22 protein-coding genes are annotated in these 23,680 nt (G+C 69.7%); 13 read left to right on the forward strand and 9 right to left on the reverse strand.

Going from position 1 to position 23,680, the window contains the following annotated elements; translation table 11 throughout:
* Nucleotides 1-2 precede the first annotated feature (2 nt).
* The 5 genes from ABD188_RS07035 to ABD188_RS07055 all read right to left on the reverse strand — a co-directional run bounded on the left by ABD188_RS07035 (nucleotide 3) and on the right by ABD188_RS07055 (nucleotide 5,917).
* Nucleotides 3-302, reverse strand: a complete 300-nt coding sequence (locus ABD188_RS07035) for a hypothetical protein (protein ID WP_344059885.1) — start codon at nucleotides 300-302, stop codon at nucleotides 3-5.
* A 116-nt stretch (nucleotides 303-418) separates the two neighbouring features.
* Nucleotides 419-2,704, reverse strand: coding sequence for a beta-xylosidase/alpha-l-arabinosidase (locus tag ABD188_RS07040; RefSeq protein WP_344059887.1), 2,286 nt, complete (start codon nucleotides 2,702-2,704; stop codon nucleotides 419-421).
* Complete coding sequence (locus ABD188_RS07045; protein WP_344059889.1) at nucleotides 2,701-3,573, reverse strand: carbohydrate ABC transporter permease; 873 nt, start codon at nucleotides 3,571-3,573, stop codon at nucleotides 2,701-2,703. The genes ABD188_RS07040 and ABD188_RS07045 overlap by 4 nt, the downstream gene beginning before the upstream one ends.
* Nucleotides 3,573-4,616, reverse strand: coding sequence for a carbohydrate ABC transporter permease (locus ABD188_RS07050; RefSeq protein ID WP_344059891.1), 1,044 nt, complete (start codon nucleotides 4,614-4,616; stop codon nucleotides 3,573-3,575). Before ABD188_RS07050 ends, ABD188_RS07045 begins: the two co-directional genes overlap by 1 nt.
* 11 nt (nucleotides 4,617-4,627) lie before the next feature.
* Nucleotides 4,628-5,917: an extracellular solute-binding protein gene (locus ABD188_RS07055; protein ID WP_344059893.1), complete on the reverse strand. Its 1,290-nt coding sequence runs from the start codon at nucleotides 5,915-5,917 to the stop codon at nucleotides 4,628-4,630.
* Between the two features lie 196 nt (nucleotides 5,918-6,113).
* Between ABD188_RS07055 and ABD188_RS07060 the strand changes: the two genes are divergently transcribed.
* The gene (locus ABD188_RS07060; protein ID WP_344059895.1) at nucleotides 6,114-7,121 is read left to right on the forward strand and encodes a LacI family DNA-binding transcriptional regulator; all 1,008 of its coding nucleotides are present in this window, start codon (nucleotides 6,114-6,116) and stop codon (nucleotides 7,119-7,121) included.
* A gap of 9 nt (nucleotides 7,122-7,130) precedes the next feature.
* Here the strand turns inward: ABD188_RS07060 and ABD188_RS07065 are convergent, their stop codons facing one another.
* Nucleotides 7,131-8,312 carry an ROK family protein gene (locus tag ABD188_RS07065; RefSeq protein ID WP_344059897.1) on the reverse strand — a complete coding sequence of 394 codons (1,182 nt, stop codon included), beginning with the start codon at nucleotides 8,310-8,312 and terminating at the stop codon, nucleotides 7,131-7,133.
* 151 nt (nucleotides 8,313-8,463) lie between these two features.
* Here ABD188_RS07065 and xylA point away from each other — a divergent pair, with 151 nt between their 5' ends.
* The 6 genes from xylA to ABD188_RS07095 all read left to right on the forward strand — a co-directional run bounded on the left by xylA (nucleotide 8,464) and on the right by ABD188_RS07095 (nucleotide 14,842).
* The gene (gene xylA, locus ABD188_RS07070) at nucleotides 8,464-9,654 is read left to right on the forward strand and encodes a xylose isomerase (RefSeq protein ID WP_344059899.1); all 1,191 of its coding nucleotides are present in this window, start codon (nucleotides 8,464-8,466) and stop codon (nucleotides 9,652-9,654) included.
* A 103-nt stretch (nucleotides 9,655-9,757) separates the two neighbouring features.
* Nucleotides 9,758-11,086 (forward strand): xylulokinase, encoded by a 1,329-nt coding sequence (gene xylB, locus ABD188_RS07075; protein WP_344059901.1) that lies wholly within the window; start codon nucleotides 9,758-9,760, stop codon nucleotides 11,084-11,086.
* A 172-nt stretch (nucleotides 11,087-11,258) separates the two neighbouring features.
* Nucleotides 11,259-11,951, forward strand: a complete 693-nt coding sequence (locus ABD188_RS07080; RefSeq protein WP_344059903.1) for a GTP pyrophosphokinase — start codon at nucleotides 11,259-11,261, stop codon at nucleotides 11,949-11,951.
* 310 nt (nucleotides 11,952-12,261) lie between these two features.
* Nucleotides 12,262-13,110: a transposase gene (locus tag ABD188_RS07085; protein WP_344059905.1), complete on the forward strand. Its 849-nt coding sequence runs from the start codon at nucleotides 12,262-12,264 to the stop codon at nucleotides 13,108-13,110.
* A gap of 47 nt (nucleotides 13,111-13,157) precedes the next feature.
* Nucleotides 13,158-14,360, forward strand: coding sequence for a cation:proton antiporter (locus ABD188_RS07090; RefSeq protein ID WP_344059907.1), 1,203 nt, complete (start codon nucleotides 13,158-13,160; stop codon nucleotides 14,358-14,360).
* A complete protein-coding gene (locus ABD188_RS07095; protein ID WP_344059909.1) occupies nucleotides 14,357-14,842 on the forward strand; it encodes a glutaminase in 486 nt (161 codons plus the stop codon). The genes ABD188_RS07090 and ABD188_RS07095 overlap by 4 nt, the downstream gene beginning before the upstream one ends.
* Before the next feature lie 9 nt (nucleotides 14,843-14,851).
* Here ABD188_RS07095 and ABD188_RS07100 read toward each other — a convergent pair whose 3' ends face one another.
* Nucleotides 14,852-15,607 carry a glutamine amidotransferase-related protein gene (locus ABD188_RS07100; RefSeq protein WP_344059911.1) on the reverse strand — a complete coding sequence of 252 codons (756 nt, stop codon included), beginning with the start codon at nucleotides 15,605-15,607 and terminating at the stop codon, nucleotides 14,852-14,854.
* Nucleotides 15,608-15,784: 177 nt separating this feature from the next.
* Between ABD188_RS07100 and ABD188_RS07105 the strand changes: the two genes are divergently transcribed.
* Genes ABD188_RS07105 through ABD188_RS07120 form a run of 4 tightly spaced genes read left to right on the forward strand, consistent with a single transcriptional unit; the run spans nucleotide 15,785 to nucleotide 21,275 of the window.
* Complete coding sequence (locus tag ABD188_RS07105) at nucleotides 15,785-16,402, forward strand: RNA polymerase sigma factor (protein ID WP_344059913.1); 618 nt, start codon at nucleotides 15,785-15,787, stop codon at nucleotides 16,400-16,402.
* A complete protein-coding gene (locus ABD188_RS07110; protein WP_344059915.1) occupies nucleotides 16,386-16,862 on the forward strand; it encodes a hypothetical protein in 477 nt (158 codons plus the stop codon). Before ABD188_RS07105 ends, ABD188_RS07110 begins: the two co-directional genes overlap by 17 nt.
* 60 nt (nucleotides 16,863-16,922) lie before the next feature.
* Nucleotides 16,923-18,722 carry a S8 family peptidase gene (locus ABD188_RS07115; RefSeq protein WP_344059917.1) on the forward strand — a complete coding sequence of 600 codons (1,800 nt, stop codon included), beginning with the start codon at nucleotides 16,923-16,925 and terminating at the stop codon, nucleotides 18,720-18,722.
* A gap of 60 nt (nucleotides 18,723-18,782) precedes the next feature.
* Nucleotides 18,783-21,275, forward strand: coding sequence for a CHAT domain-containing protein (locus tag ABD188_RS07120; protein WP_344059918.1), 2,493 nt, complete (start codon nucleotides 18,783-18,785; stop codon nucleotides 21,273-21,275).
* 207 nt (nucleotides 21,276-21,482) lie between these two features.
* On the opposite strand, the gene ABD188_RS07125 is transcribed toward ABD188_RS07120, so the two are convergent.
* Entirely contained in the window at nucleotides 21,483-22,244 is a 762-nt protein-coding gene (locus tag ABD188_RS07125; protein ID WP_344059920.1) for a LysR family substrate-binding domain-containing protein, read from the reverse strand.
* A 35-nt stretch (nucleotides 22,245-22,279) separates the two neighbouring features.
* Between ABD188_RS07125 and ABD188_RS07130 the strand changes: the two genes are divergently transcribed.
* On the forward strand, nucleotides 22,280-22,678 hold the full coding sequence (locus ABD188_RS07130) for a DUF1304 domain-containing protein (protein ID WP_344059922.1): 399 nt from the start codon (nucleotides 22,280-22,282) through the stop codon (nucleotides 22,676-22,678).
* Between the two features lie 94 nt (nucleotides 22,679-22,772).
* Nucleotides 22,773-23,201, forward strand: a complete 429-nt coding sequence (locus ABD188_RS07135; RefSeq protein ID WP_344059924.1) for an SRPBCC domain-containing protein — start codon at nucleotides 22,773-22,775, stop codon at nucleotides 23,199-23,201.
* A gap of 18 nt (nucleotides 23,202-23,219) precedes the next feature.
* Here the strand turns inward: ABD188_RS07135 and ABD188_RS07140 are convergent, their stop codons facing one another.
* Nucleotides 23,220-23,627, reverse strand: coding sequence for a transferase (locus ABD188_RS07140; protein WP_344059926.1), 408 nt, complete (start codon nucleotides 23,625-23,627; stop codon nucleotides 23,220-23,222).
* Between the last annotated feature and the right edge of the window lie 53 nt (nucleotides 23,628-23,680).

Genomic DNA, 23,680 nt, shown 5'->3' on the forward strand with positions numbered 1-23,680 from the left:
GCTCAGCTGTAGCCGGGGGTCGGACCGGTCGGATGTCCGGGCGGTGCCTCAGGGGGTGCGGGTGTTCCGGGGACCGGATCCGAGGGTCGGGTCGGCGCCGCAGGTCCCGCGGGCGCGGGCTCCGGCACCGGCGGAAACGACGGCTCGGGAGGATTCGGGAAGGTCGGCTCGTCCGGCGTCGGAACGGTCGGCTCGTCCGGGCTCGGTGCCGGCGGTTCGGTCGGCGCGGGAGTCGGGGTCTCGCGGGCTGCCGGCCCGTCGGGCTCGGCCGGCCTGTCCGGCACGCTGCGGGGATCGCTCATGGAATACCTCCTGGCAGCCAGCCTGCGCCCGAGCCGCGGCATCCGTCGCCCCCGTTGACCCCCGCCGATCGTCGGTGTACGCGCCACCGGGAGCACGGGACCGCCGGGTGAACCCTTCAGCCGATCCGGGCCGTCGCGCGTCGCGCATCTGCGGGCGAGACGACGTGCAGATCGCCGATGATCTCGAGGCTCGCCGTCGTCTCGCGTTCGGCGCACGACGGGCCCACCCACAGCTCGATCGCCCCGGGCTCGATGATGCGCACGCCGGTCCGATCCGTGAACGAGAGCCTGGCCAACGGCACGTCGAACCTCACCACGGCCTGCCCGCCGGGTTCGAGTGCGACGCGCTGATATGCGGCCAGCACGGCGACCGGACGGGTGACGCTCGCGAACACGTCGCGCGCATAGAGCTGGACGAGATCCACACCGGCCCGTTCGCCGGTGTTGCGAACGCGCACGGACGCCGTGAACGAGCCGTCGGCGAACGTGGTCGGGTCGACCAGCAGGTCGTCGCGCACGAACGTCGTGTACGACAGTCCATGCCCGAAGGGCAGTGCCGGGGTGTTGTCGGCGCTCGTGATCTCGGACGGCGCGCCCAGGATCGGATGCAGGTACGAGTAGGGCTGCGCGCCCGCCGATCGCGGGAGCGAGACGGGGAGATGGCCCGAAGGCGTGATGCGACCGGAAAGGACGGATGCGATGGCGGTGCCTCCCTCCTCGCCGGGGAAGAACGCCTGGGCGACGGCTGCCGGCGCCGACGCGCCATCCAGAGCCCATCCGATGGCGTACGGCCGACCCGAGATCACCACGAGCACGACGGGCGTGCCCGTGGCGACGACCGCCTCGACGAGACGGCGTTGGATGCCGGGAAGTTCGAGGTCGTCGATGTCGTTGCCCTCGCCGACCGTGCCGCGGCCGAAGAGGCCGGCGCGATCGCCCACCACGACGATGGCGACATCCGCCGCGTGCGCGGCTGCGACGGCTGCCGGGATCTCCGAGGCGTCGTCGTCCTCGACATCGCAACCGCGGATGGCGTCGATCAACGCACCGGGGAGCTCGCCGCGCAGCGCCTCGAGCACGGACGGGATCTCGAAGCCGAGCGGCGTGCCGGGGTGGTGTGCGAGCACGTGGTTCGCGAAGGAGTAGCAGCCCATGAGCGCCTCGGCGGATGCGGCGTTGGGCCCGATCACGGCGACGCGACGTCCGGTCGACTCACCGAGGGGGAGGATCCCGTCATTCGTGAGCAGCACGATCGACTCCTCGGCGAGCCGGCGCGCGCTCGCGCGGTGCGCCGGGGAGTCGAGGTCGATGGTCGTGGGCGGGTCGTCGAAGCTCTCGTCGAGCAGCCCGAGCTCCTCCTTCTGCGCGAGTACGCGCCGCACCGCCACATCGACGACCGACTCATCGACACGGCCGTCGCGGACGGCGCCGGCGAGGGGCGCAAGGAATGCGTCGCCCGTGGGAAGCTCCACGTCGATCCCGGCGGCGAGCGCCTGCGCCGCCGCCTCGCCGAGGTCGGCTGCGACGGCATGCATGGTGTGCAGGAAGGCCACCGAGAAGTAGTCCGAAACCACCGTGCCGTCGAACCCCCACTCATCGCGCAGCAGTGCGGTGAGGTACTCGGGCGTCGCCGCGACAGGGACGCCGTCGATCTCGGCGTAAGAGTTCATGACAGACCGCGCCCCGCCCTCGCGAAGCGCCATCTCGAACGGCGGGAGGAAGACATCCGCGAGCTCGCGCGCACCGGCGTGCACCGGCGCGTGGTTGCGCCCCGCCTGCGAGCCCGAGTATCCGACGAAGTGCTTCAACGTGGCGTGGACCCCGCTGCGCTGCAGCCCCTGCACGTAGGCCGTGCCGACGGTGGCGACGACGTACGGGTCCTCCGAGATGCACTCGTCGACTCGACCCCAGCGCGGATCGCGGACCACGTCGAGCACGGGGGCGAGACCCTGGTGGATGCCGAGCGTCCGCATCGACTCGCCGATGAGCGCGCCCATCTCCTCCACCGCCTCGGGGTCGAACGCCGCTCCCCAGGCGAGGGGAGTCGGGAAGGTCGCGGCCTTCCAGGTGGCGAGGCCCGTCAGGCACTCCTCGTGGACGATCGCCGGGATGCCCAGCCGGGTCTCCGTTCGCAGCCGCCGCTGCTCGCCCCACAGCCAGTCGGCGCGCTCGATCGGGTCGACCGGACGCGTGCCGTATACACGGGTCAGGTGCCCGAGGCCGTGCACGGTCGCATCCTCGTACTGCGTCGTCGTCACGAACTCCCCGGCCATCGGGGCGACGAGGTCATCGCCCTGATCGACCCAGTAGCCGACGAGCTGCGCCAGCTTCTCCTCGAGGGTCATGTCCGCCACGAGAGCGCGCACCCGCTCGGACGCGGACGCGGTGATCGTGTCGCTCATCCCTTGACCGCTCCCGTGAGCCCGCCGACGATGCGACGCTCGAACAGGCTGAAGAACACGAGCGCGGGGATCATCGAGAGCGACGTGAACGCCAGCACCTTCGCCGTGTCGACGGAGTACTGCGAGGCGAACGCCTGGGTGCCCAGCGGCAGCGTGTACGTGCCCTCATTGCTGAGCAGGAAGAGCGGAAGGATGTAGCTGTTCCAGCTCGCGATGAACGCCAGGATGCCGACCGTGATCACCGCGGGAAGCGACAGCGGCAGCACCATCCGCCAGAAGAAGCCCAGCCGACTGCAGCCGTCGATCGATGCCGCCTCCTGCAGCTCGTTCGGGATCGCGGCGAGGAACGGCACCAGGATGATGATCGTCACCGGGAGCGCGAACGCGATCTGCGGGATGATCACGCCCACGAGCGAGTTCGCGATCCCCAGGTTGCGCACCAGGATGTACAGCGGCGTGATCGCCACCGTCATGGGGAACATGAGACCGGCCGTGAAGAGCGCATAGACGGCCCCGCGGCCCCGGAACGAGTAGCGCGACAGCGCGTATGCGGCCATCAGGCCCAGGGCCACGACGAGGACCGTCGTGGCGACGGCCGTGATGGTCGAGTTGAGCACCTGCGTCCAGAAGATGGGGCTCGTGAGCACGTCGGCGTAGTTCTCCCAGTGCCAGACCGAGGGCAGCCCGGACGGGTCGACCGTGATCTCGGAGTTGGAGCGGAAGCCGCCGATGATGATGTACGCCACCGGGGCGAGCATCAGGCCGATGAGCACCAGCGCGACGAAGTAGATGAGGAACGTGCCGGTGCGCTTCTGCCCAGGCGAGTAGCGCTCTCGGGGAGCCGGCAATGCGACGAGTGCGGTGGCCATCAGGACTTTCCTCCTGTGATCGCTCCGGCGGTATCACGCCGCAGCACGAAGCGCTGATAGAGCAGGGCGATGGTGAGTGAGATGAGGAACAGCACGACGGCGACGGCGCTGCCGTAGCCGTAGCTGCCGGCGTTTCGTCCGTTCGAGACCATGTAGGTGGCCATCGTCGACGTGCCGGCGGTCGATGAGACGTACTGTCCCCAGATGATCCACACCAGGTCGAACAGCTGAAGCGACCCGATGATCGAGAGGAACGCCCAGATGCGGATCGTGGAACCCATGAGCGGGAGCACGATGTATCGCTGGATCTGCCAGTACGACGCGCCGTCGATCGCAGCCGCCTCCGAGAGCTCGTCGGGGATGCCCTGAAGACCCGCGAGGAACAGGATGACGGCGAAGCCGATGTACTTCCAGGTGATGATGACCATCAGCGTCCAGATGGCGATCGAAGGGTCTGAGAGCCAGTCGGAGGTCAGCGCGCCGAGGCCGAACCTTCGGAGCAGTCCGTTGAGGGCGCCCTCCGACTGGAGCATGAGGCTCCAGCCGATGCCGACGACCACCTCGGAGATCACGTAGGGAACGAAGATCAGGATGCGGATCGCGGACTGGAACCGGAGCTTGCGGTTCAGCAGCAGCGCCAGTCCGATGGCGATCGGGCCCTGGAGCACCAGCGACATCAAGGCGATGAACAGGTTGTGGCCGAGGGCTTCGTGGAAGGCGGGGTCGGTGAGGATCGTGACGTAGTTTCGCAGCCCGACGAACTTCGTGGGGGGACCGAAGCCCGACCAGCTGAAGAAGCCGTAGTACGCCGCGAGCGCGACCGGGAAGATCACGAAGGCGACGAAGACGACGAGCGCCGGCCCGATGAGGACGAGCAGCTCGAGGCGTGCAGCCCACCCGATGCCCCGGCGCCGCGGCCGCCCGGCCGAGGGCCGGACGGCGGGCGGGAACTCGGACGGGGGCTGCGTCTGCACGCCCCCGTCCGAGCCGGGCATGCCGGGCGCGTTCGCGGTGGTCAGCGATGTCTCGCGCGCGGTAGCCATGGGTGGTCGCCTCAGGACTTCGCTGCGGCGTCGTTGACGGCGTCGACGATGTCCTGCGCCGAACCCTTGCCGGCGAACATGTCGACCACGGCGACATTGAGCGCGTTGCCGATGTTCTGGCCGTACAGCGTGTCGAGCCAGAGCTCCACGTACGGTGCCTTGTTGTAGGCCTCGAGGATGTTCGTGAGTGCAGGGTCGGTGACGACGCTCTGCGCCTCCTGCGACGCGGGGAGCGTCTGGAACGCCGTGGCGTACGCCTCCTGGTTCTCCTTCTCGACGATGAAGTTCAGGAAATCGACGCACTCCTTGGGCGCGTTCACCCAGCACGAGTAGCCGTCGACGCCGCCCATCATGGCGCCGGGCTCGCCGTCACCGCCCGAGACCTCAGGGAACGGGAACCACGCCAGGTCGGCGAGCGGCTTCGTGTCGGGCGTCAGCGACGCGATCACACCCGGGTCCCACGCGCCCATGAGCTCCATGGCCGCCTTGTGGTTGGCCACCAGGCCGGCCGACGAGCCGGCGCCCTGCTGAGCGGATGTCGTCAGGAAGCCTTCGTTGAACGGGTCGGTGTCGAGGAAGTCCTGCAGATTCTCACCGGCCGTGAGCCAGCACGGGTCGTCGAACGAGCGGCTCTTCGCCGCGTCATCCAGCACATCCTTCGAGCACGCCCGCAGGGCGAAGTTGTAGTACCAGTGCGCGGCGGGCCACGCGTCCTTTGCGCCGACCGCGATGGGTGCGACGCCGCTGGCGCTCAGCTTCGCGTTCGCGTCGACCAGCTCGTCGATCGTCGTCGGGTTCGCCGTGATGCCCGCGGCCTCGAACAGATCGCTCGAGTAGAACAGGCCCGACGGCAGGATCGAGAGGGGAACGCCGTAGTTCTTGCCGTCGATCTCGAACGCCGAGAGCGAGCCGCCGACCGCTGACGCGGTGGCATCGCTGAGGCCGCTGGAGATGTCCATGACCTGGCCCGCCTCGACGATGTCTGCGAGCTTGCCACCACCGCGAGCCATGAAGATGTCTGGTCCCTCGTTGGAGTTGAGCGACGTCTGGAGCTTGCCGTCCATCTCCTCGTTCTGAATCGCCTGGACCTTGATGGTGACGTCGGGGTTCGCCTTCTCGAATGCCGCGACGGTGTCGTCCCAGTACTTCTTGCCGTCGCCGGTGGTCGAGTTGTGCCAGAAGGTCATCGAGACCTTGCCGTCCTGGTTCGAGTCTCCCGAGCCCCCGCCGCTGCAGCCGCTGAGCGCGAGCGCGCCCATCGCCACGACGGCGGTCCCCAGGAGGATCCTCTTCGCGTTCATGTGATTCCCGTTCTCTTCATTGAGGGGCGTTTCCGTCATCGAGACGCCCGGTTTGCCGTGACTGCTCCGGGCGCTCGTTCCGACGACTCGCGGTGGCGCGGCGTCTCGACATCCCGGAATTGCCAAAAGTTTTACAGGACAACAAACCCATGTCAAACGTTTTCAATAACGTTTTCGAACTGTTATGGTGGCACACATGAGCACCAGGCCCACCATCCGCGACGTCGCCGCGGCTGCGGGCGTGTCCGTCGCGACGGTGTCGAAGGCGGTCAACTCCCGGTACGGCGTCGCACCGGCGACGGTGGACCATGTGATGCGAATCGTGCGAGAGCTCGGCTACGAGTCGAGCCTCATCGCGAGCAGCATGCGGTCACGCCGAACGGGCGTGATCGGGGTGCTGGTGGCCGATTTCGAGCCCTTCAGTGCCGAGATCCTCAAGGGCGTGAGCGCCGGGCTGCGGGAGCATCCGTTCGAGCTCCTCGCCTACAGCGGTTCTGGCCATGCCGAAAGCGAGGGGTGGGAGCGCCGATCGCTCAGCCGGCTCAGCGGGACGCTCATCGACGGCGTGATCCTCGTGACCCCGACTGTGGTCAACATCACTGCGGACGTGCCGATCGTCGCGATCGATCCGCACACCGGTCCCGCCGACCTTCCGACGGTCGAATCCGACAGCTTCGGCGGCGCCCGTGCGGCAGTCGGCTTCCTCACCGAGCTCGGGCACACGCGCATCGGCTTCATCGCGGGACGCCCCGACCTGCGCTCCTCCATCGCCCGCGAGGCCGGCTATCGGAGTGCCCTCGCCGACGCGGGGATCGCCGTCGACAGTTCGCTCATCGGTGTCGGCCGCTACGCGCAGGACACGGCGCGGGAGGCGGCGACCGCGCTGCTCTCGCGGCCCGATCGCCCGACCGCGATCTTCGCCGCCAACGACCTGTCAGCCATCGCGATCATCGAGGTCGCGAATCTCCTCGGGCTCGAGGTGCCGCGAGACCTGTCCGTCGTCGGATTCGACGACATCCCCGAGGCATCCCAGCTCACGCCCGCCCTCACCACCGTCCGTCAGCAGATGCAGTCGCTCGGGGCGGTGGCCGCCGGGCTCCTGATGTCGCTCATGGCCGACGAGCATCCCGCCGCCCAGCACCTGCGGCTGCCGACGAAGCTCATCGCGCGCGGCACGACCGGCCCACCCCCACGTTCGGACTGACAGCTCCGGTCAGGAGGCCCTGGGCGCTCCGGGTGCTCCGGGTGCGAGCGGGTCACGCAGCAGGTCGGCGAATGCCGCCTCCGCGGCGCCGATCAGCAGGCGATCCTCCGCGAGAACGGCGACGCGGATGGAGAGATCCTCACAGGTGGACGGCATCGCGGTGTCGCTCACGGCCGTCAGCAGCAGGTCGAGGTCCTCGGCCGCGAGGGCGGCCAGGTATCCGCCCAGCACCACCACGGAAGGGTTCAGGACGTTCACGGCGTTCGCGAGCGCTGTGGTGAGGATGCGCCGCTGGCGGGCGACCTCGGCACGCACCTCCGGCGCCGTCGAGGCCGCCAGTGCCGCCGCGAGTGTCGGCTCATCGGCGCTGCGGAGGCGGAGCACGGACAGCAGTCGGGCCCGGCTGACCTCGTCTTCGAGTACGCCGCCGTCCACCGTGCGATCCGTGTCGGCGGCGATGCCGGGGCGATTCTGGCCGAACTCACCCGCGTATCCCGCCGCGCCGGTGACGGGCGACCCGTTCACGACGAGTCCGCCGCCGATACCGCTCGCGCCGCCGTTCAGGTAGACGATGTGGTCCTCACCGCGTGCCGCTCCGAAGAGGTGCTCGGCGGCGACACCCATGCTGGCGTCGTTGCCGACGACGACGGGAAGGCCGGACGCCGTCGACACCAGATCGCGGAGCGCGACATCCCGCCACATCAGGTGTGGCGCGTCGCGGACCAGACCGTCCGATGCGCGGACGAGGCCGGGCACCGCGATCCCGACGCCGACGACGCGGTGGCCGACCAGGGCCTCCGCCTTCCACAGGCCGATCTGCTCGGCGACGAGCGCCGCCGTCTCGTCGGGCGTGAGCAGGTGGTCCACCTCGAGCCGCACGCGGACCGGGATGCGACGGCCGAGGCCGACGGCCGCCATGGTGAGGGCATCGACCTCGGGATTGACCGCGATCGCGACCACCCGGGGATGCGCCGCGACAACGGGCGACGGCCGGCCGACGCGGCCGACCGGGTCCGGCGCGCGCTCTTCGACGAGGCCGCCTTCGACGAGGGCGCCGATGAGGTCCGCGATGGTCGAGCGGTTCAGCCCGGTGGCCTCGGTGAGGGCGGCGCGCGAGAGGGGACCGTCGACGTGCACGAGCCGCAGCACACGGCTCAGGTTGGCCTGACGGATGCCGACGGAGTCGTTCACGACACTTACTGTACGAGTGGACCCAGGTTTGTTGCGCCAAACGACGAATTCTGACGTCCGTGTCGATGGAGCACGACGCGACAGTGGACCCGTTCGTGCTTTTGGTATAGGTTGTCAATCACAACAATTAGTTTCTGCGCGAAGGAGCGTCATGCCCACCCCCACTCCCGCCGACAAGTTCTCCTTCGGCCTCTGGACCGTCGGCTACAACGGCACCGATCCGTTCGGAGGACCCACCCGTCATCCGCTCGACGTCGTGCACGCGGTCGAGAAGCTCGCCGAGCTCGGCGCTTACGGCCTCACGTTCCACGACGACGACCTGTTCGCGTTCGGCTCCACCGATGCCGAGCGGCAGAACCAGATCGATCGCCTCAAGGGCGCGCTGGCGGACACCGGACTCATCATCCCGATGGTGACCACCAACCTCTTCTCGGCCCCCGTCTTCAAGGACGGCGGCTTCACCTCGAACGACCGCGATGTGCGGCGCTTCGCGCTGCGCAAGGTCTTCCGTCAGCTCGACCTCGGCGCGGAGCTCGGTGCCCAGACGTTCGTCATGTGGGGCGGCCGCGAGGGCGCCGAGTACGACGCCGCGAAGGACATCCGCCAGGCGCTCGAGCGCTACCGCGAGGCCGTGAACCTGCTCGGGGACTACGTGACCGACAAGGGCTACGACATCCGCTTCGCAATCGAGCCGAAGCCCAACGAGCCGCGTGGCGACATCCTGCTGCCGACGCTCGGGCACGCGCTCGCGTTCATCGACTCGCTCGAGCGGCCGGAGCTCGTGGGCCTGAACCCCGAGGTGGGTCATGAGCAGATGGCCGGCCTGAACTTCGCCGCCGGCATCGCCCAGGCGCTGTACCACGGCAAGCTCTTCCACATCGACCTCAACGGCCAGCGCGGGATCAAGTACGACCAGGACCTGGTGTTCGGTCACGGCGATCTGCACAATGCCTTCGCCCTCGTCGATCTGCTCGAAAACGGCGGTCCCGGCGGTGTCCCGGCCTACGACGGCCCCCGTCACTTCGACTACAAGCCCTCCCGCACCGAGGACGAGACCGGCGTGTGGGACTCCGCCGCCGCGAACATGAGCACGTACCTGCTGCTGAAGGAGCGTGCCGCGGCCTTCCGCGCCGACCCCGAGGTGCAGGAGGCGCTCGCCGCTTCGCGTGTGCCCGAGCTCTCGGTGCCGACGCTGAACCCCGGCGAGACCTACGACGAGTTCCTCGCCGACCGCTCGGCCTACGAGGACTTCGACCCGAGTGTGTACCTCGGCGGCAAGGGCTTCGGATTCGTCCGCCTGCAGCAGCTCGCGACCGAGCACCTGCTCGGCGCCCGCGGCTGACCCACCCACACCCATCCGGTTACGGATGCGACACGCCGCGTCGCGCGGCCCGCGCGCGGCGTGTCGCGTCCGTAACCGAGGGGGTTGAGAGAGGACCGGAGCGATGGCGCTCGTGATAGGAGTCGACTCGTCGACACAGTCCTGCAAGGTCGTTGTGACGGATGCCGCAACCGGTGCCGTCGTTCGGTCCGGCCGGGCATCCCACCCCGACGGAACCGAGGTGGATCCCGCCGCATGGTGGGTGGCCCTGCAGTCCGCGCTCGCGGATGCTTCGACGGGGCTCAGCACACGTGGCGGCGGCCTCGAAGATGTGGCGGCCTGGGGGATCGGCGGCCAGCAGCACGGCATGGTCGTCCTCGATGCGGAGGGACGCGTCATCCGCCCTGCACTGCTGTGGAACGACACGCGCTCGGCGGGCGCGGGCGCCGACCTGATCGCGGAGTTCGGCGCCGACGCGCTGGCGCAGCGGACGGGGCTCGTGCCGGTGGCATCCTTCACGATCACGAAGCTGCGGTGGCTGCGCGACCACGAGCCCGACAACGCAGCCCGCGTGGCGGCCGTCGCGCTGCCGCATGACTGGCTCACGTGGCGGCTGCGCGGCTTCGGCCCCGCAGCCGAGTCGCCGCGCGGTCCGGTGCTCGACGAGCTCGTCACAGATCGGTCGGATGCCTCGGGCACCGGCTACTGGAACCCCGCGACCGGCGGCTACGATCGGGAGCTGCTCATTGCGGCCCTCGGTCACGACGCCGTGCTGCCGCGTGTGCTCGGCCCCTACGAGTGGGTCGAGGACGAGGCGGGCCGCAGGGTCGGATCCGGCGCGGGGGACAACGCCGGCGCGGCCCTCGGACTCGATGCGCAGCCCGGCGATGTGGTGGTGTCGATCGGCACGAGCGGCACGGTCTTCGCGGTCAGCGAGGAGCGCACGATCGACCCCTCGGGTACGGTGGCGGGCTTCGCCGACTGCACCGGGCGCTTCCTTCCGCTGGTCGCGACCCTCAACGCCGCGCGGGTCCTGGATGCCGTCGCGCGACTGCTCGGAGTCGACCACACCGAACTGAGCCGCCTCGCCCTCGACGCCGAGCCCGGCGCGGGTGGGCTGACGCTGGTGCCGTACTTCGAGGGGGAGCGGACCCCCAACCTGCCGGATGCCACCGCCTCCCTCACCGGCATGACGCTCACCTCGACGACGCGCGAGAACGTCGCGCGCGCCGCTGTGGAGGGCATGCTGTCGGGGCTCGGCGCGGGGCTCGAGGCGCTTCGTGCGCTCGGGGTGCCGCTCGAGCGGGCGCTCCTCATCGGCGGCGGAGCGCAGTCCGAGGCGGTGCGGATGATCGCCCCGCAGGTGTTCGGCATACCCGTCGAGGTACCCGAGCCCGGCGAGTACGTCGCGCTCGGCGCAGCGCGACAGGCGGGGATCGTCGCCTCGGCCTGAGCGGGGCAAATCCTGCCGGATGCGAAGCGTGACGCCGTATCCCCGACCCGGCCACGAGTTCAGGCGCTTCGCCGACATCAGGCCGATGGCGGCGCGAATCAGCCTGATGCCGGCAGTTCGCCGAGCCCGATCTCACAGATTGTTCGTAGGCGGATTACGTACGGTGGGCTGCATGGCGTCTTCGCTCGATGAGCAGCAGTTCACCATCTCGCCGTCGGAACTGCGCAGCGCGCGTGACGAACTGCAGCGATTCCTGCTGGAGTATCGATTCGGCATGCAGGAGATCGAGACGAAGATCGGCATCCTGCGCGACGAGTTCCTCCACAACCACGACTACAACCCGATCGAGCACGTCTCGAGCCGTGTGAAATCGCCCGACAGCCTCGTCGACAAGGTCGTGCGCAAGGGAATCGATGCCGGGTTCGACTCGATCAGGGCGAACATCACCGATATCGCCGGCGTCCGCGTCACGTGCAGCTTCGTGCCCGACACCTACCGCCTGTTCGATCTGCTCACCGCGCAGGATGACGTCACCGTCCTTGCGGTGAAGGACTACGTCGCCCAGCCCAAGGAGAACGGCTACAAGAGCCTGCACGCCATCGTCGAGGTGCCGGTGTTCCTCTCGACCGGCCGCGTGCAGGTGCCGGTCGAGGTGCAGTTCCGCACGATCGCGATGGACTTCTGGGCGAGTCTCGAGCACAAGATCTACTACAAGTACGACAGGCAGGTTCCGGCACGCCTGCTCGACGAGCTTCGGGATGCCGCGCACACCGCTGCCGAGCTCGACACCCACATGGAGCTTCTGCACCGCGAACTGCACGGGCCGTCGACATCCACCGACTCGCGGGCGCAGCTCTCGGTCTGAGACGCGGCGAATCCCCCGAGCCGCGCCGACTCAGCAGTTCGCGCGGGACGCGGACCGGATGCAGTGTTCCTGGACCGGCGGGTCAAGGGCAGCCACTCGTGACTGGGGGGCGGTCCGGGTTTCGCAGGTTTTGGGTGCCTGGATCCTGTGTTTCCTGGACCGGCGGGTCAAGCGCAGCCACTCGTGGACACCGTCCGGTCCGGGTTTCGCAGGTTCGGGGTGCAGGGATGCTGTGTTTCCTGGACCGGCCGGTCAGGGGCAGCCACTCGCTGACTCGCGGCCGGGCCTGCCGGGGCGCCAGAATGGGCTGGTGGCCTCCGCCGACGACGCGACCGACGCACTGGATGCGCTCGCGGTCGAGCTGTATGCGCTGCCACCCGACGAGTTCACGGCAGCCCGCAACGCCCGTGCGACGGCGGATCGTGCGCTCGCCGGCCGGTTGAAGGCGCTCCGCAAGCCGACGGCCGCGGCGTGGGCGGTCAACCTTCTCGCCCGCGAGGGCCAGCTGCGCGACGCTCTCGACCTCGCTGCCGCCCTGCGAGAGGCGCAGGACGACCTCGACGCGGCCGAGCTCTCGCGTCTCAGCCGCCAGCGCCGTGCGCTGGTCTCGGCGCTCGCGACTCAGGCGGTGCAGCTCGCCAAAGATCGCGGGGTCGTGGTGAGCGCGGTGGCGCGGGAGGACGTCGAGAAGACGATCAATGCGGCGGTGATGGATGCGGCCGCCGCCGCCGCGGTCATGACCGCGCGGCTCACCCGCCCGCTCGAGGCCACCGGCTTCGACGCCGTCGACGTGACCGATGCCGTCGGCGGCAGCCTGCCGGGAGTGCTGGACGCCCCGGCGCCGACCCGCGACGACCTCGCCGAGCGCCGGGCGCGCAAGGCCGCCGAACGAGCCGCACGCGAGGCCGAGCGTGCGGCGGGTGAGGCCGCACGGGAGCTCGGCAAGCTCGACGAGAAGCTCGCGAAGGCGCGCGAGCGCACGGACCTGCTGCGCGAGCGCATCGACGGGCTGCGGGCCGACCTGGAACGGCTCGAGGGCGATGCCGAGAAGGCAGGGCGAGAGACCGATCGGCTGGAGGCGGAGCAGGCGGATGCCGCATCCCGCTCCCGCGCGGCGGCGAAGCACGCCGACGCCGCACGATCCGCGCTGGGCCGGTGATGAATTGAACGGGCGAGGGCACTCCTGGCCATCGCTATGGTGAGTGCGTGGACCAGCTCGAGCCGACGCTGCTGATCGTTCCGCTCCTCGCCGTTCTCGCGCCGCTGCTGGCGCGCGGGCTCGGGCGCTGGGTGCGGGTGCCGATCGTGGTGTTCGAGCTCCTGCTCGGCATCATCCTCGGCCCGAGCATCCTCGGCTGGGCACAGCCCGACGAGTTCATCGCAACGCTTTCGCAGTACGGGCTCGCCATGCTCTTCTTCATGGCCGGCTCGGAGATCGAGTTCGCCGTGTTCCGGGGCAGGACGGGACGCAACGCCGTCGTCGGCTGGATCTTGAGTCTGGTCGCCGGTGTCGCAGTGGGCTGGCTGCTCGCGCCCGGCGAGGGCGCAGTGATCATCGGCGTAGCCCTGTGTTCGACGGCGCTCGGCACGATCCTGCCGATCCTGCGCGACGCCGGCGAGCTTCGCACGCCGTTCGGCCGCGCCACCGGCGCAGTCGGAGCCGTCGGCGAATTCGGGCCGCTCATCGCGATCTCGATCTTCCTCGGCGGCCGCGACCCCGACATCTCGACGATCGTGCTGATCCTGTACGGCGCGATCGCGGCGCTGGCCATCTGGCTGGCGTTCAAGCTGCCCCGAGGAGCGATGCACCGGTTCGTCAATGCGACCCTTCATACCTCGGGCCAGTTCGCGATCCGCGTGGTCCTCCTCATCCTCGCCGCGCTCATCGCCGTCAGCATCGTGCTCGACCTCGACATGCTGCTCGGCGCGTTCACCGCCGGCGTGGTGTGGCGGCTCATCATGCGCGACGCGGACGAAGCCGATCGGAAGGCGGTCGAGAGCAAGGTCGAGGCGGTCGCGTTCGGGTTCCTCGTGCCGGTCTTCTTCGTCTACACCGGCGTGACCTTCAACCTCGAGGCACTGCTCGAGCAGCCGGTCCTCTTCCTGCTGCTGCCCGTGGTCCTCGTCCTGCTCCTGGTGGTGCGGGGCCTTCCCTCCATGCTCGCGGCACCCGAGGGCGCGACCCGGCCCGAGAGGGTGTCGCTCGCGCTCCTCGGCGCGACGGCGCTGCCGATCATCGTCGCCGTGACGGCGATCGGGGTCGACGAGAAGATCCTCTCGACTGCGAACGCGGCACTGCTCGTCGGTGGCGGCATGCTCTCGGTGCTGCTGTTCCCGCTCCTCGCGATGACCATCCGCGGAGAGCGGAAGGCCCTTCTGCGCGAACCGGTCGAGGACGATCAGGCGTGACGCTCGCCGGGCTTCTCGCCGACGCCCGCGCCGCGCTCGCCGGAGCGCCGCGCGAGCCGCTCGGCGAGCTCCGCGAGCCGCGACGGGTGCTCGGTATCGCACGTGCGTCGCGGATCATCCCGGTCGGCGAGGCCTGGCATCTCGGCGTGCTGCTCGTGGGCGACGACGCCGTGTTCGCGACCGGTGACATCGTGCGTGCGCGCCAGGACGCACCGCGAGGCTACACCGCGCAATCGCAGCGAGCACGCGCGGAGCTCGCGGCCGCCCTACGTCGCGGCGGCTTCGCCGAGGGACAGCCCGTGCACATCGGGTGGCGGATGCTCGACCTCGATGCCGTGGAACGGGGTGAGGCATCCGGCCCGCTCGCCCTGCGCAACGGTGTCCCGAGCGTCCGCTGGAGCGCCTCCGGCGCGTACGTGCCGCTGGACGGCTACCTCACGGAGCGCATCGCCCTGCTGCGCGACCCGCCGGCCGGCGCGTAGCAGGATGACTCAGTCGGCGGCCGGTCCGAACGCACGCGCGAACGCCCGCAGCAGCCGGGCCGGCTCGGTGACGGATGCCGCGAGCACCCTTGCGGCGATCGCGTCGTAGTCGTTCGCGGCGAAGTACCCGTCGTCTCGGTACACCGCCATGCGCTCGGTGAAGGCGGCTCCGGTGGGCTCGGGATGGAACTGCGTCGCGTAGAGGCGGTCACCGATGCGATAGGCCTGCACCGGGCACGCGTCGTTCCTCGCCAGCAGGGTGGCGTCCGGAGGCGGCTCACCCGCTCCCTCCTTGTGCGCCGTGAGGGCTGAGAAACGCGTCGCGAGCCCTCCGAAGAGCGGGTCGGACTGGCCGTCGGGGCTCAACTCGACCGTCACCGGGCCGGTGTTCTCCGGGTACGCACGGCTGACCTCGCCGCCGAGCATGCGGGTGACGATGCCGATGCCGTAGCACGTGAAGATCGCCGCGGGCCCGGTCGAGCCCGACGACGGCGCCGCAGCCGCAGCGATGCGTTCGAGATCGGACTCGAGCCTGCGCTGCACCTCGGTCTTCGTCGACTCCGGATCCGAGACGTTGAAGGGGCTGCCGCCGATCAGGAATCCGCTGTACCGGTCGAACACGTCGTCCGGCAGCGGCTCGCGCACGAGGTCGAGCTGGGCCACCTGGTCCTCGGCGAGCTTCATGGCGTGGCGGAACGACTCGTACTCGGCCGCGGCCGCTCCTTTCTGCGGACGAACGCAGACGTAGAGCAGCGGCGCGGACATGGCGCGAGTCTAGGCGGGCTCCTCGGACGGCGCGAGCGTGTTCGACACGTGACGAGACCTCCGGCCGCGGGCGGCGCGGGCGCGGCATCCGCTCGGCGAGGGGCGCTGCATCCGCTTGGCAGACATGTATCAGCGGGCACTATCGCTTCTCTGCTCAGTGTGGACACAATTGGCGCTATGACGCATGCGGGCGGTGAGGCCACCGTCGACTCCGTCGAGCCCGCACGCTGGGAACGCGCCGCGGCGCTCTTCGTGCGCTGGCGCGAAGGCGAGTCCCGCGCCATGGATGAGCTCGTGCGCCTCATGACGCCGCCGCTCTGGCACATCGTGCGGGCCTATGGGCTCGACGCGGCGCTCGCGCAGGATGTCGTGCAGACGACGTGGCTGACGCTTGTGCGCCGGCACGAGTCGATCCTCGATCCGCAGGCGGTGTCGGGATGGCTCACGATGTGCGCACGCCGAGAGGCGTGGCGCGTCGGAAAGCTGCATCGCCGGGCAGACGCGACTGATGTCGAGACGCTCGAGCCGCACCTGCCGGTGCAGGAATCCGCCGAGCAGACCGCCGCCACGGATGACGAGTCGCACCGCCTATGGGTGGCGGTGGGCACGCTCAACGAACGATGCCAGCGCCTGCTGCGGATCGTCGCGTTCGAGGAACGACCCGACTATGCGCGCATCGCGGAGGATCTCGCGATGCCGATCGGGTCCATCGGGCCGACGCGCCAGCGCTGTCTCGCAAAGCTTCGCGCCGTACTCGAGGGCGCCGGATGGGGGAGTGATGACGATGGAGACTGAGGACTTCGGCGCCGATGCGGCGCTGTTCGCGCGACTTCGCGCGGTGTGGGAGGAGGTCGATCCGGCACCGGCCGACCTCGTCGACCGGATGGTGGCCGCGGTCGCCGTCGAAGACCTCTCACGCGAGTACGCGATCCTGACGCTGGTGGAAGGATCGACGCTCACCGCTGTGCGCGGTGAGACCGATACGGCGACGCTGCAGTTCAGCGACGGCGAGACGAGCGTGCTCCTGCACGTGACGACCGCGGAGGGTGGGTCGCATCGGGTCGATGGGTGGGTGGATGCCGAGGCTCTCGCCATCCGCCTCATTCAGGGTGACCGCGATTGGTCGGCCGAGGCAGGGGCGCACGGGCGCTTCGCGTTCGAGGCCGTGCCCTCGGGCGTCTCGAGGATGCGCATCGTCGTGCGCGGCGTGGATGGCGAGCTGCGTGAATTCCAGACTCCGCAGTTCGAGGTGTGAGAAGCGATCGGGCGTTGCGATCCTGTGGCGCGCTGGGTCCTGAGACGAAAGGCATGATCCGTGGCCGAAGAGCAGACATGGCGCGACCGAGAAGCGGCAGACGAATTCCGAGGGGTCGTGCTCGACCCGTCGCGGGATCCTGTCCCGGGTCTGCGCGCGTACACGACGGTCTACGCCCCCGGGCACCTGCTGATCTCCGGCGGCACAGACGATGCCGCGAGTGCGCTCAGATCCGCGGGCGCCGAGCTCGGCTGGGATATCGAGTTCGAAACGGTCGGCAACCCTCAGCGAAACGGCGCTCCGCTCACCCGGGCGCGCATCATCCAGCTGCCGAGACCCGATCGTGACGACGAGCCGGTGCCCGTCGTCGATGCATGGCGCCTCCTGCAGCTGGCACGCAGAAAGGCACTGTTGGCCGACGTCGTCGGTCCGATCGACGTGATCCGGCCCGCGAGGCCGAGACCGCGCGATGCAGCGGCACCGATCGGCGACCGACCGGACGTGGTCGCGGCACCCGTTGCCGACCGCCCCGAGGACGTCGCGATCGACGAGGACTCCGCGGCGAGGATCGCCAGCGCACGACGGGACATCGCGCTCGCCGCATCCGCGTCCGTCGATCGAATCAACCTCGGACCGAAAAGGGAGGACCCGAGGTACCTGCGTCGGGAGGGCGATGCTCCTGCTCTTCGCGGGGTCGGGCTCGACCATGTGCTGACCGTCGATCCGATCGGGCTCAACCCGCACGGCCGCACCAATCCCCACGGCAGGACCAATCCTCACGGGCGTACCAATCCCTCCGGCACGGAGGGCTACGGATACCCCGGAACCGGGGGGCTCGAGATCGTGTCGTACGTCGGGCCCGCACCGGTGCGCACGCTGGGGTTGGCGGACAACGGCCGGCGCCCCGTGGTCGCGATCGTCGACACGGGATGCGGCATCCACGATCCCTGGCTTCCGGCGGAGACGGGGACGGACGACATCGTGCGTCGGCGCCTCGCGTCCCCCTCGGGTGTGGGCGTGGTCGGCATCGAGGACCCCAACACCGATCCCGAGGTCTACGGCGATCAGGCGGGGCCACGCGACGGCTTCCTCGACGATGCGGCCGGTCACGGCACATTCGTCGCGGGCATCATCCGGCAGGTCTGCCCGGAGGCGGATCTCATCTCGGTCCGTGTGGCGGACAGCAACGGCAGCGTGCTCGAGAGCGAGCTGATCGTCGCCGTCGAGGAGCTGGCGGACTGGGTCGAAGGCGTCGGGGGCAACGCGCCCCAGCACCTCGACGTGCTGAACCTGTCGCTCGGCTACTACCACGAGACGCCCGAGGACGGCCGATACAGCACGCGTCTGCACGAGGCGCTCTCGCGCCTGCGCGCCAAGGGATGCGTCGTCGTGTGCTCCGCGGGGAATGACGCCACCGACCGACCCACCTTCCCCGCCGCGCTGTGGCAGTGGGACGGCTCGGAGCTGAACCTCGATGAGCCCGATGGACTCGCCAGACACCTCGCCGTCGGAGCCCTGAATCCGCAGCGCACGTCGGTGGCGCTGTACAGCAACATCGGAAAATGGGTCGGGTATTTCGCCCCGGGGACCTCGGTGCTGAGTTCCTTCCCTTCGCTCACCGGAGGCGTGCAGGCCGGGTCTCGGTTCGACCTCTACGGGCGCTGCCGCCAGGGCATCGATCCGGACGACTACACGGGCGGGTATGCCATCTGGAGCGGAACGTCCTTCGCCGCGCCGTTCGTCGCCGGCACGATCGCCAACGCGCTGGCGCCCTCCCTGATGGCCGCCGCGCCGAACCTGGTCGACCCGCTCGTGACCGCGCTCGCTGCAGTGGAGAGTATCGACCTCTCCAGGAACTGATCGCGGGAGATCCCCGGCGGCGATCTCGCAGGTGGCCGCCGGGGAGGCCATCATTGCTGAATGGCCAACCGCGCCGAAGGACTGTATCGCCGAGGCGTCGAGCTCGCCAACCGCGGGCGCTACGCGCAGGCCCAGCGGGCGCTCGCCGCAGCGCAGCGGGTGGCGTCGACGGCCGGCGATCCCGACCTGCTCGCACGGATCGAGGGCACCACAGCGTATGTGCTGGCGCGACTGGGCGACGTGGACGGCGGCGAACGGCTGTGCCTGGAGGCGATGGGTCGCGACGGTCTCTCGGCGGCGGCGATCGCTCAGCTCCAGGGCCAGCTCGGCGCGCTCGCACTGGAGAGAGGACTGCTGGATGACGCCGCCACCTGGCTGAGCAAGAGCATCCACGGGCTCGCGGGCGAACCGGTCAAAGAGGCGAACATGCGCATGAACCGCAGCCTCGTCGACATGCAGCGCGGACGGCTCACCGAGGCCATGACCGACCTCGAGCTCGCCGAGGCGGCCTATCTCGAAGCAGGCCTTGTCGCCGAAGCCAATCAGGCGATCCACAATCGGGGATACACCTGGATGCTCTCGGGAGACCTGGTTCGTGCGCTGCAGATGATGCAGGCGGTGCGCGAGCCGCTCGACGAGGAGTCCGACATGTGGGCGGCCATCAACGAGCTCGACCATGCCGAGGTGCTGCGCGAGGCAGGACTCGTCACCGAGGCGGAGCGGATCCTCGAGAGCGTGTCGGTCGCCTTCGGCCGCCACCGCGCCCCGCGCGAGCGGGCCTCCTCCGACTACCACCTCGCGCGGTCGCTCCTCAGTCATGATCCGGTGCGCGCAGCGGTCGTCGCTGCGGCCTCTGCCAGGCGATTCCGGCGGCTCGGAAGCCACGGCTGGGCCGTGCGCGCCGAGGCCATCCAGCTGCGCGCACGGCTCGCGCTCGGTCGCGACGATCGCGCGGGCCAGTCGACCCAGGCACCGGGGCGACTTCCTGCCGCCAGTCAGATCGCGGCTGTGGTCGACGAGCTGCGCGCGACGGGGTTCGCGCCCGAAGCCGATGCGCTTCACCTGACGGACCTGCTGGCGCGGATGCGGCGGCGGCTCCCGGTGACGGTCTCGCCGATGCAGGTGCGCGAGAGCACCCCCCTCGAGGTGGCGCTGCTGGTTCACGAGGTACGGGCCGCCGGCGCCGCGTCGCGCGCGCACGAAGGGCAGGTGCGCCGGCACGCCGCGCGAGGTCTCGACCTGCTCGAGCACACGCAGCTGGCCACGGGCAGCCTCGATCTGCAGGGTTCGTCGGCCATGCGCGGCTCGGGCCTCATCACCGCCGGCCTCTCGTCCGCAGTGCGGTCGAGGCAGCACGATGTCGTCTTCGACTGGTCCGAGAGGGCCAGGCTGATGAATCAGCAGATCATCCCGGTCCGGCCCTCTCCCGATCCGGCGCTGGCCGCGGACCTCGCCGAGCTTCGGGTCCTTCGTTCGGCCGAGCCAGACGGCGACTGGCTCGCAGGTCCACGTGCTGTCGTCCTGAGAGACCGCGCGCGCGAGCGACAGTGGTCGGCCACGACCGCGGGTGAGCTGCGCCGTCGTGCGAGTCTCGAGGAGGTGCGGGCCGCCCTCACGGCCGACGAAGCGCTCGTCTCGTATGTGTTCGACGGGCGGAGACTTGTTGCCCTCGGCGTCTCACTCACGCGCGTGGAGCTCGTCGACCTCGACTGGCGTGCGGTCCGGTCGGCGTTGGGCGGACTGCGCGCCGAACTCGATGTGTCGGCGGGTTTGACGACCGGGCCGATGGCCCGGGTGGTGCGCGCGAGCCTCGACGACCGCCTCGCGGCGCTCTCGTCGCTGCTCGTGTCTCCCCTCTGCTCCGTGCTCGATGGGGCGGAACGCGTCGTCGTGACGGCCCCCGGAGTGCTCGCAGGACTGCCGTGGACGATGCTGCCGCCGCTCGTGGGGCGTCCCTTGACCCTGGCGTCATCCGCGTCGGGATGGATGCGCGATCGACGACGCGGGTGGGCGAGGCCGAACGCGGCGGGTTTCGCGGTGGGGCCGCGTGTGGCGCGAGGAGAAGAGGAAGTGAGCGTCGCAGCATCCGCGTGGGGCGAGGCGACAGCGCTTCTCGGGGACGCGGCTTCCGTGGCGGCCGTCATCGGCGTGGCTTCGACCGTGGACGTGCTGCACATCGCGGCGCATGGTCGCCATGCCGTCGACAACCCGCTGTTCTCGGGGCTCGAGCTCGCCGACGGCGCGCTGTTCGGCTATGACATCGACCTGATGGAGTCTGTGCCTGACACCGTCGTGCTGTCGTCCTGTGAGGTCGGGCGGTCGTCGGTGCGGTGGGGGGAGGAGGCGATCGGCATGGCCCGCATCTGGCTTCACGGCGGCGCTCGATGCGTGATCGCAGCGCCGGTGGTCGTCGCGGATGACGCCGCCTGCGAACTGCTCGGCGCCATGCACGAGGGGCTGGCGGCCGGCGCAGCGCCCGCGATCGCCCTCGCCGAGGCCGTGACACGGACCGGGGTCTCGTCGCCCTTCCAGGCGCACGGCGTCGGATTCTGAGACCGATGTATCAGGGAGCATCGCATCCGCTCCTGCATTTCGGAACGTCTTTCGCGGCCCGCGATCGGGGAATCACGGGCACTGGGGGCGACAGGCTCTACGGGGGCGTGATCTGGACACGGAGCCTCAGAGACGGAACCACGGGGGATGTCGCCGGTATCGATCGGAGACATCCCCCGAACCGTCCCGCCCCGAATCCAGTCGGAGTCAGCGGGACGAATTGGCGGTGCGCCCGCGCACGATGCCGACGAACGCCTCGACCGCGGGCGTCGTGCGTCCGGCTGGCCACGCCAGCGCCACGGTCGAGCCGGGCCCGTCGCGAAGCGGTCGGTGGTCGACATCCTTGCGACGGTGCAGCCGAGCCAGCGACATGGGCACGATCACCACGCCCACACCCGAGGCGACGATCGCGATGGCTTGCTCAGTGTCCTCGGGTGGGGAGAACGATGCCGCGACACCGCCGGGAACCAGGACGCCGAGCACATCGTCCTGCGGCACGATGACGATCTCGCCGGCCAGATCGTCGAGACAGAGGTCGTCGGCGGCCATGAGGTGCGAGTCGACAGGCGCGATGACCACGGGCACTTCGTCGTACAGGGCGATGACGTGGAGGTCGTCTCTCGAGATGGGCAGCCGAACGAGTGCGGCACTGAGCTCGCCGTCGAGGACGGCGGCGCGCTGGCCGGCGACCGAGATCGGCCGCAGTTCGAGCGCGATGTCGGGCGTGCGCTCCTGCCACTCGTCGATCCACTTGCCTGGGGTCGCACCGGGGATCGCGCCGAGGATGAAGGGCCCTTCGATCACCGGGCTTTCATCGAGTGGCTCGACCGCCGGGCGGGCGTCGGACTTCTTGGCCGGCTTCGAGGGCTTCGCCCCCTTCGCGGGCTTGCCGGGGCGCTGGGCGCCGGCATTCCGTCGTGGACGAGCCGGCCCACCGCGCGAGCCGCGCGCACCCGGGGTCTTGGCCATTCCGCCAGCGTAGCCCGGGCGATATCGTTCGGAACATGATCCCGATCCTCGCCACCGTGTTCGGCTCGCTGGCCGCCCTCCTGCACGTCTACATCTTCGTCATGGAGAGCGTGCAGTGGTCCCAGCCGCGCATCTGGCGGCGATTCGGTGTGCCCGATCAGGCGACCGCGGACGCGACCAAGCCCATGGCCTACAACCAGGGCTTCTACAACCTCTTCCTCGCGATCGGCGCCATCATCGGAATCGTGCTGTTCTGGGCGGCAGGCCCCGATACGCCGGTGGATGCCGCGGGGCGAGCGCTCGTCCTGTTCACGCTCGGCTCGATGGTCGCGGCGGCGCTCGTGCTCCTGACGACCGGCATGAAGTACCTGCGCCCGGCGCTCATCCAAGGCACCCTGCCGCTCATCGGCTTCGTGCTGTTCCTGTTCGCCTGACCTTTGCGGCACCTCGTGTCAACCCGGTTCTGCGGCGGTCGCGGCGCACCGTACGGTGGGGGCGACGCGTCACAGCGCGTCGGAGGAGATGATCATGGCCGATCACATCGCGCGGGTCGAGACCGACATCCGCGCCACACCCGAGCATGTGTGGCACCTGCTCACGCAACCCGGATCCAACCCCGACATCATGTTCGGCGCCGAGGTCGTCAGCGACTGGCTGGTCGGCTCGCCGATCCGATGGAAGGGCGAATGGGAGGGCAAGTCCTTCGAGGACAAGGGCGAGATCGTCGAGATAGACCCGCCCTCGCGCCTCGTCGTCACGCACTTCAGCCCGATGTCGGGCGATGACGACGTTGCGGAGAACTACCATCGGCTGTCGTACGAGCTGGAACGGTCGGATGACGGCACGCACGTCACGCTCGAGCAGGGCGGCAACAAGACAGCGGATGCCGCGGAGCACTCGTCGGCGAACTGGCAGGCCATGCTCGACGGCCTGAAGAAGGCAGCCGAGAACCCCTGAAGGTGGGCAGGAACGCGCTCAGGCCGCTAGACGCAGGCCCTTCCGGTCGGTCGCGACACGTTCGCCGTCGCCGATCGTCTCGTCATCGCCGATGAGCGAGCCCACTGCGACACGAGCTCCGGTTCCGACGTGCGTGCGCACGCCGATCTTCGCGCCGGCGCCGATCGCGGCTCCGGAGCCGATGTAGGCGTGCGGCGCGATGTCGGCGTCAGGGCCGATCACGGCATCCCGTTCGACCCACACGCCGCGGCCCACGTGCGCGCCGGCAGCGATCTGAACGCCCGGCTCGACGTACGCCCCGGTTTCGACGACGGCGCTCGGGTGCACCTTCGCGCCATGCGCGACGAGTCCGCGACCGTTGGCGTGCTTGCGATAGCGCAGCATCTCACCGCGGTCGTTCTCGATGTCGACGTAGTTCTTGCCCACTGTCCCCTCCGGCGGCGCCCTGATAGTGCCGAGTAAATGAATAACCGTCACGG

The sequence above is a fragment of the Microbacterium pumilum genome, from assembly GCF_039530225.1.
GTDB classification, from domain to species: domain Bacteria; phylum Actinomycetota; class Actinomycetes; order Actinomycetales; family Microbacteriaceae; genus Microbacterium; species Microbacterium pumilum.

Excerpts from the sequence above, each read along its gene's own strand:
- ABD188_RS07060 (WP_344059895.1), top strand. The coding sequence starts at position 6,114 with ATGAGCACCAGGCCCACCATCCGCGACGTCGCCGCGGCTGCGGGCGTG.
- ABD188_RS07045 (WP_344059889.1), bottom strand. The coding sequence starts at position 3,573 with ATGGCCACCGCACTCGTCGCATTGCCGGCTCCCCGAGAGCGCTACTCG.
- ABD188_RS07105 (WP_344059913.1), top strand. The coding sequence starts at position 15,785 with ATGACGCATGCGGGCGGTGAGGCCACCGTCGACTCCGTCGAGCCCGCA.
- ABD188_RS07110 (WP_344059915.1), top strand. The coding sequence starts at position 16,386 with ATGACGATGGAGACTGAGGACTTCGGCGCCGATGCGGCGCTGTTCGCG.
- xylA (WP_344059899.1), top strand. The coding sequence starts at position 8,464 with ATGCCCACCCCCACTCCCGCCGACAAGTTCTCCTTCGGCCTCTGGACC.
- xylB (WP_344059901.1), top strand. The coding sequence starts at position 9,758 with ATGGCGCTCGTGATAGGAGTCGACTCGTCGACACAGTCCTGCAAGGTC.
- ABD188_RS07100 (WP_344059911.1), bottom strand. The coding sequence starts at position 15,607 with ATGTCCGCGCCGCTGCTCTACGTCTGCGTTCGTCCGCAGAAAGGAGCG.
- ABD188_RS07125 (WP_344059920.1), bottom strand. The coding sequence starts at position 22,244 with ATGGCCAAGACCCCGGGTGCGCGCGGCTCGCGCGGTGGGCCGGCTCGT.
- ABD188_RS07050 (WP_344059891.1), bottom strand. The coding sequence starts at position 4,616 with ATGGCTACCGCGCGCGAGACATCGCTGACCACCGCGAACGCGCCCGGC.
- ABD188_RS07055 (WP_344059893.1), bottom strand. The coding sequence starts at position 5,917 with ATGAACGCGAAGAGGATCCTCCTGGGGACCGCCGTCGTGGCGATGGGC.
- ABD188_RS07080 (WP_344059903.1), top strand. The coding sequence starts at position 11,259 with ATGGCGTCTTCGCTCGATGAGCAGCAGTTCACCATCTCGCCGTCGGAA.
- ABD188_RS07040 (WP_344059887.1), bottom strand. The coding sequence starts at position 2,704 with ATGAGCGACACGATCACCGCGTCCGCGTCCGAGCGGGTGCGCGCTCTC.
- ABD188_RS07130 (WP_344059922.1), top strand. The coding sequence starts at position 22,280 with ATGATCCCGATCCTCGCCACCGTGTTCGGCTCGCTGGCCGCCCTCCTG.
- ABD188_RS07120 (WP_344059918.1), top strand. The coding sequence starts at position 18,783 with ATGGCCAACCGCGCCGAAGGACTGTATCGCCGAGGCGTCGAGCTCGCC.
- ABD188_RS07135 (WP_344059924.1), top strand. The coding sequence starts at position 22,773 with ATGGCCGATCACATCGCGCGGGTCGAGACCGACATCCGCGCCACACCC.
- ABD188_RS07035 (WP_344059885.1), bottom strand. The coding sequence starts at position 302 with ATGAGCGATCCCCGCAGCGTGCCGGACAGGCCGGCCGAGCCCGACGGG.